At 42.3% G+C, this 14,718-nt stretch carries 12 protein-coding genes; 2 read left to right on the forward strand and 10 right to left on the reverse strand.

Going from position 1 to position 14,718, the window contains the following annotated elements:
- Positions 1-87: 87 nt before the first annotated feature.
- The 3 genes from ACXAC4_RS00200 to ahpC all read right to left on the reverse strand — a co-directional run bounded on the left by ACXAC4_RS00200 (position 88) and on the right by ahpC (position 3,367).
- A complete protein-coding gene (locus ACXAC4_RS00200; RefSeq protein ID WP_475158228.1) occupies positions 88-741 on the reverse strand; it encodes an XRE family transcriptional regulator in 654 nt (217 codons plus the stop codon).
- Positions 742-960: 219 nt separating this feature from the next.
- Complete coding sequence (gene ahpF, locus ACXAC4_RS00205) at positions 961-2,538, reverse strand: alkyl hydroperoxide reductase subunit F (RefSeq protein ID WP_475158229.1); 1,578 nt, start codon at positions 2,536-2,538, stop codon at positions 961-963.
- A 259-nt stretch (positions 2,539-2,797) separates the two neighbouring features.
- Positions 2,798-3,367 (reverse strand): alkyl hydroperoxide reductase subunit C, encoded by a 570-nt coding sequence (ahpC, locus tag ACXAC4_RS00210; RefSeq protein WP_138480053.1) that lies wholly within the window; start codon positions 3,365-3,367, stop codon positions 2,798-2,800.
- 386 nt (positions 3,368-3,753) lie between these two features.
- On the opposite strand from ahpC, the gene ACXAC4_RS00215 reads away from it, so the two are divergent.
- Positions 3,754-4,821, forward strand: a complete 1,068-nt coding sequence (locus ACXAC4_RS00215) for a glycosyltransferase family 4 protein (protein ID WP_475158231.1) — start codon at positions 3,754-3,756, stop codon at positions 4,819-4,821.
- 77 nt (positions 4,822-4,898) lie between these two features.
- Here the strand turns inward: ACXAC4_RS00215 and ACXAC4_RS00220 are convergent, their stop codons facing one another.
- The 6 genes from ACXAC4_RS00220 to ACXAC4_RS00245 form a co-directional block, all read right to left on the reverse strand.
- The gene (locus tag ACXAC4_RS00220; RefSeq protein WP_475158233.1) at positions 4,899-5,453 is read right to left on the reverse strand and encodes a hypothetical protein; all 555 of its coding nucleotides are present in this window, start codon (positions 5,451-5,453) and stop codon (positions 4,899-4,901) included.
- Positions 5,443-5,664, reverse strand: coding sequence for a helix-turn-helix domain-containing protein (locus tag ACXAC4_RS00225; RefSeq protein ID WP_475158234.1), 222 nt, complete (start codon positions 5,662-5,664; stop codon positions 5,443-5,445). Before ACXAC4_RS00225 ends, ACXAC4_RS00220 begins: the two co-directional genes overlap by 11 nt.
- Before the next feature lie 2 nt (positions 5,665-5,666).
- Entirely contained in the window at positions 5,667-6,161 is a 495-nt protein-coding gene (locus ACXAC4_RS00230) for a hypothetical protein (RefSeq protein WP_475158235.1), read from the reverse strand.
- 107 nt (positions 6,162-6,268) lie between these two features.
- On the reverse strand, positions 6,269-7,285 hold the full coding sequence (locus ACXAC4_RS00235) for a metal-dependent hydrolase (RefSeq protein ID WP_475158236.1): 1,017 nt from the start codon (positions 7,283-7,285) through the stop codon (positions 6,269-6,271).
- Positions 7,286-7,344: 59 nt separating this feature from the next.
- Entirely contained in the window at positions 7,345-8,700 is a 1,356-nt protein-coding gene (locus ACXAC4_RS00240) for a sigma-54-dependent transcriptional regulator (RefSeq protein ID WP_475158237.1), read from the reverse strand.
- Positions 8,693-10,096, reverse strand: coding sequence for an ATP-binding protein (locus ACXAC4_RS00245; protein ID WP_475158239.1), 1,404 nt, complete (start codon positions 10,094-10,096; stop codon positions 8,693-8,695). The genes ACXAC4_RS00240 and ACXAC4_RS00245 overlap by 8 nt, the downstream gene beginning before the upstream one ends.
- A 323-nt stretch (positions 10,097-10,419) precedes the next feature.
- Here ACXAC4_RS00245 and ACXAC4_RS00250 point away from each other — a divergent pair, with 323 nt between their 5' ends.
- On the forward strand, positions 10,420-11,022 hold the full coding sequence (locus tag ACXAC4_RS00250) for a hypothetical protein (RefSeq protein WP_475158240.1): 603 nt from the start codon (positions 10,420-10,422) through the stop codon (positions 11,020-11,022).
- A gap of 234 nt (positions 11,023-11,256) precedes the next feature.
- On the opposite strand, the gene ACXAC4_RS00255 is transcribed toward ACXAC4_RS00250, so the two are convergent.
- The gene (locus ACXAC4_RS00255) at positions 11,257-14,547 is read right to left on the reverse strand and encodes a methyl-accepting chemotaxis protein (RefSeq protein ID WP_475158241.1); all 3,291 of its coding nucleotides are present in this window, start codon (positions 14,545-14,547) and stop codon (positions 11,257-11,259) included.
- Positions 14,548-14,718: the final 171 nt, after the last annotated feature.

The raw sequence follows: 14,718 nt of genomic DNA on the forward strand, positions 1-14,718 counted from the left end.
TGGTCTAATTTGATTTTGTTTACAACTTGGTAACGTAAAAGGTTTTGCAAGTGACTTACGTCACCTGCGAGAATTGATAAGTAACTGTTATAAGCTGCGGCCACACCAGACAATGCGACCCGCCACGCCGTGTTGCTCGGCATTTTGGCTATCAATTTGCCAGCTTGGGTAGGCATTGTTATCTGATATCACAGCAATATGATCTGATTTTTGCTTTAAGCGCTTTGCCATTAAGCCGTCTTGGGTTTGAATGACATACACACCTTCACGACTGACTTGTTGCTGACTTAAATCAACCAGCACCATGTCGCCATGCTCAAGGGTTGGCAGCATACTGTCACCGCGAATAGACACGAATGCCAAACGATCACTGTGCACGCCAAGTTGTGAGCTTAACCAGCGTTTATTTAACGCAAATTGCTCGGTGACATCTTCACTGCCGCCCATGCTACCAAAACCCGCACTGGCCTCAACGTCGAGTTGCGGCACCATTAATAGTTCATCTTGGCTTGATGAAAACGGTTTATCGACGGGTTGCTCACCAGTTAATAGCCAGTTTAAGTCGATACTAAATAGGCCATACAGGTGTTCAAGGTAGGTCATTGAAGGGCGACTTAAACCACGACAAATACGATAAATATGCGAAGGTGACTTGCCTGTTAAAATAGCAAATTGGCGTTTGTTACCGCCAGCAAATTGCTCAACCAGTTCCATAAAACGACGAGAAAAAGCCGTGCTCATAATACATCACCTCAACATCTTTGATTTGGCCGCACAGCATAATATCTGGCCTGACACTTGTATAGCCAAGTAAAGTGCAACTGCGGAATAAGTAGACAGGTTTGGGTTAAAAATAAAGAAAGCGGCTTGAAACCGAGGTTAAAAGCCGCTTTGACTTGCTGGGTGTAATAGCAAGTATTAGGAGTAAATTGGTTGCTTGGGCGAAGCTATGTCTGTCACTTACGCTGCGCTTGCTTCATCCTGTGTTTCATCGCTGTGGCGAATAAGGTAATCAAAAGCCCCTAAGCTGGCAGTTGCACCTGAACCCATAGCGATAATGATTTGTTTGAACGCTGAGTCAGTCACATCTCCCGCAGCATACACACCGCTCATGCTGGTGGCACCGTGTTTATCAACTTCAATTTCACCAAAGCGGCTTAGTTGTACGTCGGTCTCTTTTAAGAATTCACTGTTCGGGATTAAGCCGATCTGTACAAAAATACCGGCTAAGTCGACTTGGTGTTGCTCACCTGATACGCGGTCGGTGTAGCTTAATCCTGTTACACGTTGACCATCGCCTAGCACTTCGGTGGTTTGTGCATTCTTGATGATGGTGATATTTGGCAAGCTGTTGGCTTTGCGAATAAGCACCTCGTCAGCACGTAATGTGTCGGCAAATTCTAATACAGTGACGTGCGAAGTAATGTTTGCAAGGTCAATCGCCGCTTCAATACCTGAGTTACCGCCGCCGATCACCGCAACTGGCTTGCCTTTAAATAATGGGCCGTCACAGTGTGGGCAGTAAGCAACACCTTTGCCTTTGTATTCTTGCTCGCCAGGTACATTCATGTTTCTCCAGCGTGCACCGGTTGCCATGATCACTGACTTGGCTTTTAACGTCGCGCCTGACTCAAGGGGCACTTCGATGTAGTCACCACGAGCAATACCCGCAGCGCGTTGGCCTTTCATAATATCGACATCGTATTCTTTAACGTGCTCTTCAAGTTGTGCAACCAGCTTTGGCCCTTCAGTGGCTTTGACTGAAATAAAGTTCTCAATGGCGAGGGTATCAGCAACTTGGCCACCAAAACGCTCGGCAACAACACCGGTGTTTAAACCTTTTCGTGCCGCATAAATAGCTGCCGATGCACCCGCAGGGCCACCACCGACAACCAGTACGTCAAATGGGTCTTTTTCATTGAGCTTCTCGGCTTGTTTGGCCGCTGCGCCAGTGTCTAGCTTATTGAGAATATCGCTCAGCGATACCGCGCCTTGTGAGAATTGCTCACCGTTTAAAAATACACTTGGTACAGCCATGATATTGCGTGCGTTCACTTCATCTTGGAACAGTGCGCCGTCGATCATGGTTGCTTTGATATTGCTGTTTCTGGCCGCCATAGTGTTGAGTGCTTGTACCACTTGCGGACAAGTTTGGCAGCTCAGAGATATATAGATTTCAAAGTTTAATGGCTCAGTAATGCCATCAATAATGCTCAGCTCTTCTTCAGAGGCTTTGCTTGGATGTCCACCTGTTTGTAACAGTGCCAATACCAATGAGGTAAACTCATGACCCATCGGAATGCCAGCAAAATCGATATGTGTGTTACGCTTAAGTGAGCGCACAGACATGTTCGGTGCACGGGTCGCATTACTTTGTTCAGACACTGTGATGTGCGTACTTAATGAACTTAAATCGTTTGCTAAGCTTTTTAATTCGTTTGATTTGTTGCTGTCATCTAGGGCAAGCACTAGCTCGATAGGATCGGTAATGGCAGCAAAGTGGCTTTGTAATTGCGTTTTAATGTTTTGGTCTAGCATGGTGATTGTCCTATTTTTTACTCGTCGTCTTTTAATATGCTCGGGTGTTGGCGGAGCCAAAGAGCTTATTAACGTGTGTAAAGTAAAGTGGTTCTAAAGGCTGCTGCCGAAGCAGCCTTTAGCTGAATAAGTTAATATCCAATAGATTTTGTGCTGCACGTAGGCGGCAAGCTTATGAATCCCATGAGCATAGTTTTACTATGTGATTGGGAAGAAGAAGCGTAGCCAACACCCGTACAGTACGAAAGATGAAGGATATTTAGATTTTGCCAACTAGGTCTAATGACGGTGCTAATGTCTCTTCACCTGGCTGCCAAGAAGCAGGACATACTTCACCGTCGTGGTTTGCAATGTACTGAGCTGCTTGTACTTTACGAACTAATTCATTTGCAGCGCGGCCAATGCCTAGGTCGTGTGTTTCAACTACTTTGATTTCGCCTTCAGGGTTGATTACAAAAGTACCTCGAAGTGCTAAACCTTCTTCTTCAATCATTACACCGAAGTTGCGTGTAATACGACCTGTTGGGTCACCAATCATTGGGAATTGGATTTTCTTAATTGTGTCTGACGCATCGTGCCATGCTTTGTGTGTGAAGTGTGTGTCAGTTGATACCGAGTAAACTTCAACGCCCATGTCTTGAAGTTTTGCGTAATGGTCAGCAAGGTCACCTAGCTCAGTCGGACATACAAATGTGAAGTCAGCTGGGTAGAAGAATACGATTGACCATTTACCTAGTAGGTCTTTTTCACTTACTTCAACGAAGTCGCCATTGTGGTAAGCCGTTGCATTGAATGGTTTGATTTGTGTGTTGATCAATGAAGTAGTCATAATATTTACTCTCTTAGTTTGTATTTACATCATTTGGGGCATCCTGTTGCTGTGCCCCTTTGCTTGGTAACTAAGATAGTGGGTTTGGTTTTTTAAATAAAATGGATTGTTTTGATTGGTTCAATCGATTTTTGTGAATGTAGCTTGAAATGCTTTATGCCTCATTAATTTAAAGCTTTGAGTTTAAACTGATCAGAAAGAGCACATTGGTTTTCTTGATTTAATAAGGTGAGATATACTCATTTTATTTGATTGTTTGGCTCTAAAATAAAAACACAATATCGATGAGTGTATTGTGTTTAGCTTTGAGACCTAATTTCATTATTTTGCAAAAGTAACATGGCTTATAGCCCAGATGTCATCAACGTGAGGAAGCTCTGTCTACCATGAAAAAACTAAACATATTGCTGATTACTAAAAACTTCCATATGGGTGGTGCAGAGGTTCATGTATGTGATCTCGCAAATCAGCTAGCAGAGTCTGGACATCATGTTGTTCTGATATCAAACGCGGGGGGGCAAACTGAGCATTTGGTACCTCAGGTGAAACATCATGCGCTAAAAGTGAATGATATTAATTATCTGAAAAACTTATTTTTTATTAAAAAGATAATCAAAGAGCAGCAAATTGACATCGTTCACGGTCATCAAAGATTAGGTATTTCACTCGCAGTTATGGCGTCAAAGTTAACAGGCACGCCGAATGTTGCAACGATACATGGTCAGCTCAAATATGATATTCGTTCATTTATGATACGTCGTTGGGTTCAGCAGTTAATTTGTGTGCGCAGCAATACCTATGAGCAAACTAAGAAATACCCAAAGCTACATCAAAATTCGTCGCTTATTTTAAATGGTGTACGTCCTTACCCTCTTAGCAAAAATAAAGAACCTTTTACCTTAATGTATGGAAGCCGTATCGATAAAAGACACTTTGCGGTTTTGACTATGTTGATCAACGATGTCTTGCCAGAGTTATATCAACAAAATAATGACGTAAAGTTACTGGTTTTCGGTGAAGGGAAGTTTTCGTCAGAATTAAAAGAACTAATAGAGCAAACTAACTCTTCATTAGGCAAGCAGGTAATTGACTTTAGAGGGTATACATCTGAACTTGGTTTAGAATACCAGCAAGCTGGTCTTGCACTAGCCTGCGCTCGTTCCGCGATGGACGCATTATGTAATAATACGGCTGTATTGCCTGTCAATGTTCATAATCTTGGTGAGCCAATCACCACGAAAAACTTTTCGGCCTTGATGGCAAATAACTTTGAACCCACCACTTTTCCAGCACCTACACCTCAAGGTTTGATCCAACAAATTTCCAAATATCTTGAAAACCCGGCTTATTATCAGCAGCAAGTAGAGCTTTTACAGCAAGATATTTCTGCTAACTTAACCTTGCAAGGTGCCGTTGAGAAAACACTAAACTTGTATCAATCATCGTTAGTCTAAAGTAACAACGCGTGTCTAATACACACAATAATGGATGGCACTGAGTCAGCACCATCCATATCGCTTTCTAGTCATTTTTAGTTTAAATCAGATGTTTTTTGTTGTGAGCTTACTATTTTAAATTGTTTTGAAAGCCGATAAGCAATCTCTGTGCAGGCGACAACTGCCAGACCTATACACCCATAAAATGTCACCTGATCAGGCCAAGTTGCCTCTATGGGTGACTTTTCTAAAATTTGGCAAAGTAGAATCGGGGCAATAAGCAAACCATACACAATAAACTGTGGTGGAAACTCAATTTCATCTTTCCAGTTATATTCTTCTGGTGTGAATCGAATGCCATCATTGAGTTGTTGCTGTTCAAGCTCGTACATTAGGTCAACGGTTTTCGATTCAATTAGCCTTTTTTCATTGCTTAACTCAATAATTAATGGGCCAGTTAGCTGGGAGACAACTTTGAATCTTATCTCTAGTTGTTCTTCATCAACTTGAATTAAGTGGCGACCATTTGATGAGATGTTTCTTTGCTCAGATACCTTTTCGCCATTCAGATAAATAACCTCTTTGCCAAACATGTTTGCTTCAATGGCAATGATATGAGCGCGGTAATTAAACTCAGTATTAATTTTCACGGGTGTTGTCCTTTTGAAATTCAATCAAATCACCAGGCTGACAGTCCAGTGCATCACAAATAGCCTCTAGGGTGCTAAAGCGAATGGCTTTGGCTTTGCCACTTTTTAGCACGCTGAGGTTTTGCGGCGTAATGCCGACTCGTTCGGCGAGCTCGCTAGATTTCATTTTTCGTTTTGCGAGCATAACGTCTAAATTGATGATGATAGCCATAATTAAATCGTCAACGCTTGTTCTTCTTGGAGGTCTTGGGCGACTTTATTGTTGGCACAAAATACATGCAGTATGTATCCGGCGGTAGCGAGTACGATCTCAATATTGGCAAAGTAATGCATGATGCTGATCTCAATATCGAAATAAATCATTTCAAGTATGATGCTCAGCAAAGGCTTAGCGATAAGTGCATAGAGTAAGATAACTCTGGCGATGAGTAAGTTGGTTTGTAAGCTGATAGCATTAAATACTTGCTGACCTTGCTCATAACTCTTGAGTAATCTAGAAAACACTAGTAGCAGTCCAAGTGCTACTAACCCATCTGCACCTAGCTGAAGTGCATTTCTGACTTCAACATATAGGTTATCTTGTGGCTCTAGACCAGTGATCAAAAAAACAATTGAGAGCAGGCCGAGAAAACTCCAAATTGCCACTAGGAAGATTGAGCTTTTTAATTGCTTGCGCTCTCGCGCCATATATTTTTTGAATGCGTTCATGTTTTATCCTTAATAAGTCACTGTTACAGGTAAAGCATAAACGTGTTAAATCTTAAAAACAATAAAAAGTTATCGTTTTTCGGTAATTTTTTATTGTTTTATATTTTTTACTCAGTTTTAATTTGTGATAAATCGATATTTGGATTGGTGATCCTATCGAACACTAGGCTTGCTCGATTAAGTGGAGGACGATTTTGTAGCTGTCTGAAATCGCTGAGTTCGATGTTGTTCTCAAACGGTTTGGCTATCTCGAAAGAAAACACATAAAAGCCTTCTAAGCCCATTCTTAAATCACTAAAAACGTAGCTTTGCTCTTGTTGATAAACCCCATATAAGCCCTTGGTAAAGTTCTGTAGCAAAGCAATACGTTGGTCTTCTAAACCTGTAAGGATATGATTTTCAGTTTTGTAAAAACGGATATCAATCTCATCAACGGAATCAAAGACTGATGCGTATATTTCGTAGTGGCCTTGCTCTGTGGTCGCCACGGCGCGCCAAAGCAGAGTATTAAACGGCGAGGGGGTACTTTCGAATTGTTTAAAAGTGATGGCTTGCTTGTCAAATGCCTCTAGTATTTTGCTGTCTATAAACCATTTGGCACTCAGGCTCCAAGTCAGATAGAGCGAGCTCAATACCAGTGCGGTAGTGTTAATTTTACTAGCATAGGGTTTTGTAAAAGCAAAGCACAGAGCGACAAACGCAAACAGTAAAGGCAGGCTATACATGGGGTCGATGATAAACACACTGGAAATACCAAACGGATAATTGCTCAGAGGCCAGAGTAATTGTGTGCCGTATACCGTAAAAGTATCGAGCAGCGCATGGGTACTCATGATTAGAAATATGGCAACAGACCAGCGTGTTAGCGACACAGATTTTGCCCAGTGCATTTTTGCAATGAGCCATGCAATGATTGGACTCAATAGCAATTGAATAATTAAGGAGTGGCTAAAACTGCGGTGATAAACAAAGTTTTCGACGTCACCACCGAAGTTTATCAACACATCTAAGTCGGGGAGAGTGCCAAATGCAGCTCCGACAAGTAGAGACTTTCGGCCGAGTTTATTGCCTAAGGTGGCGAAGCCCACGGCACTGCCAAGTAAAATTTGCGTGACTGAATCCAAGTTGTTACTCCCAATGAACTTTGTTATTAATAGTGCTGTGGTGCGCAATACGATCTGTTTTAATTTAAATTATGCTTTTCAAGACGATATAAAAACTGCTTGTAACTAATCCCTAATAGCTTGGCGGCTTGGGTTTTATTGCCACCTTCTCGGTTGAGGGCTTGTTGTAAGCAGTCTTTTTCAAATTCATCCCAATTTAACCCCTCACTTGGTAAGGTAAACAGCCCATTCTTTTGTGACGTGTTAGCCGTGTTGCTTAGGTTTTCCTTTAGTTCATTTTCATCCTGCAGAAGCACAAATTGCTCCAGCGTATTTGAGAGTTGGCGCACATTTCCGGGCCAATTAAAGTTAAGGAGATGCTTTAGTAGTGTGCTGCTCAGTTGGGGGGCTTCAATAGCATATTGCTGACTAAATCGTTTTAAGAAGTGTTCTATTAATCGCGGAATATCTTCTTGGCGTTCTCGCAGTGGTGGCATATGTAACGGAACCACATTCAAGCGGTAGTATAAATCTTCTCTGAATAAGCCATCTTGCACCATTTGCTGCAGGTTTTTATGACTTGCTGCAAGCACTCGGACATCGATATTATGCTCTTTGGTATCACCTACCGGCGTCACCACACCTTCTTGTAATAAGCGCAGTAGTTTAGTTTGTACATTTAGGCTCAGCTCTGCCACTTCGTCTAAAAAAATCGTGCCCTTGTTGGCTGCTGAAAATTTACCGAGTTTGTCTTGGTTTGCCCCGGTGTAGGCCCCTTTGAGTGCGCCAAAGAGTTCTGATTCTGCTAGATTCTCAGGAATAGCCCCACAGTTAATGGCGATAAAGGGTTGTTTACTACGATTTGAGAGCTGATGAAGCGCGCGCGCAGCAAGCTCCTTACCCGTGCCGCTTTCACCACTGATTAACACCGTGGCGCTGGTAGCACTGACACGTTCTATACGTTGAAAGACTTTCTGCATACATGGAGCATGACCAATGATATCGACCAACTTATTTTGCTCGCTTATTTGTGAGCTGAGCTGCTGGTTGGCAAGGCGTAATTGATTAGCCTTATTGGCTTTAGCAAGTGCCAACAGTAGCTCTTGGCGCTGAAAAGGCTTACTCAGGTAGTCATCGGCACCGAGCTCGATAGCTTCAACGGCGTGCTCAATTGAGCCATACGCGGTGGCAACGACAATACCAATGTGCTTTTGTTGTGCCCGCACGTATTTGATCAAGTCCATGCCCGACAGGTTACCTAGTTTCCAATCGGTAAAGATGAGTTCGATATTTGCATGGTTTTTAAGGGTGACGATGGCATCTTCAACGCTAAAGGCGCTATAAACGTGATAGTTCGCGGCACTTAGCATGGCGCTGATCAGGGTATTCTGCGCTTGGTCGTCTTCAACCAATAAGATAGGTTGGGGTTTAGTCATGAACTGCTCCTTCTTCAGGCGATGACTGCGCTAATTGCAAGGTAACACGTGCGCCATTTTGTGTATTTTGAACTTTTATATCACCCTCATAGTAAAGTTCTGCTAAACGTTTAGCTAAATACAAGCCCATACCTGCGCCATCCGCTTTGCTGCTCACATGGGGATTAAATAACTGAGCAAGAATATGCGCTTCAAAACCACCGCCATGATCTTCAACTTCCACAAATAATATGTTTTGCTCAGAATAGGCCTTCACCTCAATCGCTTGAGTGTTTTGATTGGCTTGTTGCGCTTCAATGGCGTTGACCAGTAGGGTATGTAACATAGCGCGGATCTCCGATTCAGCTCCTTGTATAGACAAGTTATCAGCTACTTGAATATTAAGGTCAAAATCAAGTTGGCCTACTTCGAGTTGAATATCTTGTAAAACGGCAGAAATTGGCACAGCTTGCGCTCTAGAAGAGTCCTGATTACTGAGCTGCAACAAAGCGCTGATACTCTTATTTAAATGCGCGATTTTATTATCCGCAATGGTTTTTAAGCTGTCCTTGAGTTGGCTGTCTTGGCTTTGCCAAAATTGCTCAAGCGTGAGGCCCAAAGTATGTAAAGGGTTTCTCAGAGAGTGGGCGATAGCGCGACTGAGTTCGCCGAGCTCCGCTAATTGTTTTTGTTGTTGTAATTGTTTTTCAACTTGGTTCAGTTGTTCGAGCTTAGTGCTGGTGGCATTAAAGCTGTCAATGCAGGTTGCAATTTCACCCACGCCCTGTGCTGGCAGTTGAGTACCAAGGTGACCGTCAGATAAATCATTAAAGCCTTGCTTGAGTGCAGTGATTGGTTGGGTAAGGCGGTGCACAAAGTACAGCATAAGCCCAATGGCAATCAGTGTTGATAAGGCGATGCTCCATAAAATGAGTGACGTAAATCTTTCAAAGCTTTGGCTTTGGGTGTTGCTGTAATGTTCGGTGCTGATCACGCGCTTAATATGGCTGTCATCTTCAAAATGGAAAAACACGGAATTAACTTCATTTTGCAGTGCTTCAGCTTTAATCGTGATAACAGGCTTTACCGGTTGAGGTGATGTAGGTGGTTTACTCGGCTCGGGTGCTTTGGTTGGAGAAGGTGACTTAGGTGGTGGAGGTGGCAATTGCTCTGAATTAGAAATGGTCACCTTATCAGATAGCACCACTACTTTAGGAGTGTCGCCATCTAATTTGTGAATGATTTGATTGATATCTTCTCGAGCTTTACCAATCAGTTGCTTAGTTATCACCTTTGATTGCTCTGTGATATCTGCACTGACTTGTGATTTGAAATGCAAGACCAGCAAGGTTTGGCTCACGGCAAGTAAGAGAAATATCGCCAAAATGCCTAAAATAAAATAGCGCTTAATCGTCACACCTTCTCCCAAATAGATCTTTAAACCGCTTCTAAATCACTTATTACAAGATGCATTCCAAAGTGCTAAATCGCAAGTGGTTTGTAACTCTATGAAATTATGTAAATTAATCAGTGCTTTTTGTAGCTATTAGATTTTACCAACTAAGTATTCCCGATATCAGCCTTTCTATATCCTGATATCAGGATATTTTTCATTGGCTTTTACAAGAAATATTAGTAAAGGCATGAAAATACAATAAAAAGTTACTTGGCATGCCTTTTTCTATACCTAGGTCGACATTTTATTTTAGCGTGTATAAATCGCACCATAAGGAGAAGACAATGTTTTCAACCATTAAGTATAAAAAAATCGCCAAAGCACTTACTGCTGTAGGCCTTGTTTTTGCGGCCAGTAGCTACGCAACGGATAAAGAAGCACTTCATGTGATTAAAGTTAAACAAATTCATGATGATGTAAAAGTGATGGTGAGTGAAGACCACAGCAGTGATGTTCGAGTTATTAAGCTTGATAAAGCAGACCTGAACAGTGAAGTGCTAGTTGAAAAGCTCGCTGATTTACCTGATGAAACCCGAGAGAAAGTAGAGGAGGTGCTGTCGCAAATCAGTACAAAAGGTGAAGATGGCGTGTTTCTCTTCTCAGACAAAGTGGTGCAGACCTTTGCTGATGATGGAGAAGGCAAGAAAATGGTGTTTGTACATGGTGGCGAAGATTTTGCGCTTCACCTCCCACCAGAGCCACCGTTACCGCCAGGTGCCCCAAAACCTACTAAGCCAACTAAAGCGCCTAAAGTATTGAAGTTCTCGTTTGGTGCAGACGGCGAAGGTGACCATGAATTTAAGTTGATTACGTCATTACTAAAAGAAACCAAGTTAACACCAGAGCAAATTGATGAGTTGCAGACTCTGCTAAATGAAAAGTACTAATACCAATCCTCAATAATACTCAATCATTTTGAGGGACTAAAACTGACGCTAACTTCGTTGAAAATTTCTTATTTAGAACAACTAAATAGCAAAATTTCGCCTCGTTATCGACAAGTTTTCCTTGCCTCAAAATAGATCGCTTAATCAAGAGGATTGGTATAAATGAAAAGTATCAACTGAGTTTGATAAAAGAAACGGCCCTAAGTGGGCCGTTTTCATGTTTATTGTAAAGTGTTATCGGTTGTAGTGATGCACCAGCAGAGTGGGTTCTGCATTGTCGCTTTCACCTAAATTGAAATACTCCAATGAGCGACGCATATTATGCGCTTGGTCTGCCATTTGCTTCGCAGCAGCCATGGTTTCTTCTGTGATGGCCGAGTTTTCTTGAATAAGGTGAGTCAGGCGTTGTACAACCGTGTCGACTTCACGAATAGCCTGCTGCTGAGTCATAGTCGATTGGTTGATTTTCACAATCGAGTGATTTACTTGTGCAACCGCACCAACAATTTGTTCAAGCTTTTGGCCTGAACTGTTGGCAAGCTCTGTGCCTTGTTCAACTTTGTCATTTGAGTTGGCAATGATGTCTTTGATCTGTCGAGCTGAAGATGCGCTACGACCTGCGAGTTCGCGAACTTCGTTGGCGACAACGGCAAAACCGCGACCATTATCACCGGCTCTTGCCGCTTCTACTGCTGCATTAAGGGCAAGCAAGTTAGTCTGGAAAGCAATGCCGTCGATAACAGACACGATTTCATTAATGTCTTTGCTCGCCGTGTTAACTTCGTCAATGGCCAATACCGTATCGTGCGATAATGTGCCACCTTCTTTGGCAATGGCTTCGGCGCTTTCTGCTAGTTGCACTGCAACACCTGATTGGTCGGCAACTTGTCCAATTTCATCAAGCATATTGCTAGTACTGGCACTGGCTTCTTCAAGGTTGGCAGCTTGTTCTTCGGTACGTGAGCTGATCTCTGTATTACTATTGGCGATTTCTCCGGCACTTTGTGACACTTGATTTGCAGCAATTTGAATGCCTTGGATCACCTCTGTAAGCTTCGCAATCGTGCTATTCACATCATGCTTCAGGGTTAAGAATACCCCCTGGTAATCACTATTAATTGAGTGTGTTAAGTTACCCTGAGCCACTGCACTAAGCACTTGTGTCACTTCATTGATGGCATCAGAAATAGTATCGGTTGAGCCATTGATGTCTTCTTTGAGCTGTAATAACTGACCTTGTAGGTCTGACTCAATCTTCTGAGTGAAGTCACCTTCAGACATCGCCGCCATAACACTTGCTAACTCTTGAATCACTTGATCTAAGGTCAGTACTGAGCGATTGATGTCTTGTTTCAGGGTATTTAGCTGTCCTGTCATTGGAGATTCAATGGTGCGGTCGAAACGACCATGGCTGATAGCCATCATCACCGCAGAAATTTCGCCCATTGCTTTATCTAGGTTGTTAATCGAGGCGTTAATATCTTGCTTGAGTTGGCCAAGCTCACCTTCAGCGTTACATTCAACGATATGTTTGAAATCACCTTTATTCACCGCTGCCATGACATTGCTGATATCACTAATGATTTCAGCTAGGTTGGCAACACTGAAATTGATATCGTCTTTCAATGATTCAAGCTGACCCTGAAGTGGTAAGTTAACACGCTTAGAGAAATCACCCTGACGAATGGCGCCCATCACCATATTAATCTCGGCAACGGCACCATTGATGCTTTTCACGGAATCATTCACGCTAATTTTTAGCTCGTTTAATTTACCCTGTGCTTCAACTTGAATAGTGTCAGTGAAATTGCCTTTAGCCACATTAGCCATAGTCTCTACAATGGCATTCATGGTCTTATCGAGTGAGTTTAAAGAACAATTAATGTTGTCTTTAAGATGCGCAAGATCCCCTGACATAGGCGCTTGTAATTGTTGGTCGAATTGACCTTGAGACATGGCTCCGATGACATGGTTAATCTCACCAATCGCCACATCTAAACTATTTGCACAGTTATTGGTTGCTTGCTTAAGGGTGTTTAGTTCACCTTTACATTCAACCTTAATACGGTCATGGAATTTACCGTCAGCCATTTCATTAAGCACGCGATTCGATGCGCTAATTGAAGTTTGCAGTGCTTCTAACAGTGAATTAAACGCCACTGCACAGCGACCAATTTCGTCTTTAGAAGAAACAGGAGCACGAAGCGAGAAATCCCCTTCTTTTTCTACGCGGCGCATCGTGGCCATGAGTTCATGCACTGGCTGTGTAAGTGAACGAGCAAAGAAAATAGCGACAGCGACAATAAAAGCGATGGCAACTGCCAGAATTCCTAACAGTACATTTCTTAATAATGTGACAGCTGAGAAAGCTTCTTGTTCGTCGATTTCAGCCAGTAACGCCCAATTATTGCCAAATACATCAATATTCCTATAAGCAGATAGCACAGGTTGGCCATTGTAATCGGTGATGACTTTTTCACCTTCTTGACCTGACATAGCCAATTTAAAAGCTTCGGTATCGACATTGCCTTTTGATGGGTATTTGAACGAGTTTACGACAGAGTGATTCTCCGGGTCTAAATAAGAGTCTGAACGCATTAAGCCATCAGGGCCAACGAGGTAGGTTTCGCCAGTTTCACCTAAACCTTCACGCTCAGTCATGATGCTATTTAATGCGTCGATTGATAACTGAAATACCAGTGTAGCTTGTGGCATACCATCATAGATAATCGGGGCCGCAATAAAACTGGCCGGTGCATTATACGAAGGTAAGTATTGCTGATAATCGACAAACGCAAAATCAGATTGGCTGAATAAGTCTTTGGCTTCATTAAATACTGAGGCGAGATTACTATTTGCGTATGGGCCGTTATTAAGTGAGGTCGCAAAGTCTAGCTCTTTATAAACAGAGTAAATAACATAGCCGCTTTGATTATCGATAATAAAGATATCGTAGAAATCGTAAACATTGGCTACTTCACTGAAAAAACCATGAAATTTTTTGTGTGCTAGGTCGTATGCATCATTGTGACCAGTTGATTCTAGCGCAGACTTTTCACCTAACGGATGCGGATTGTCAGCAATATAACGAGCCTGTAATTCTAGTGCTCTTGGACTAAGACCATCTAAAATTGAGCTTGGTATAGAGGCATTTGGGTTTTCAGTCCTGAACTTGCTACTGAAATCTTGCTGATAGTAACGCGTTAAGCTTTGTGGTTTGCTATTTAGCCCTTCAAGCTCATTGAAACTGGCAATAAATGCTTTTGAGGCATCAGCGGTTTTTTGGCTGATTGCTAGCGTGTATAAATTATCTTTGACGCTTTCGAAATGCCTAGAAACCGCACTTTTTTTTATCTCACCCACTGCAGCGAGTTGTGAGTAGGCTTGTTGTTCTAACGCGGTTGAGGCCTTAAACACTGCGATTGAAATAATCACAATAATGGGCAACAGGGCCACAGTTAAAAACGCGGCGATAAGCTTTCTGCTCAAATTTAATGAGCTGAAATACTTCAATGGGCTAGTCATAGCGCATTCCTTTTTTAATAGATTCATCTTGCACAAGATGAGAGCACGAACGACGACCTAAGCTAAAAAGTATTAATTTATAGGGTTTAGGTACAGATGCAAAGTTTAGAACAATTATTAGTTGCGTCTACAGTTATCGTCCAATTTTGTTGCAGATTTAGGTGATTTTTT

The organism is Pseudoalteromonas sp. AWM4_233 (assembly GCF_056158285.1).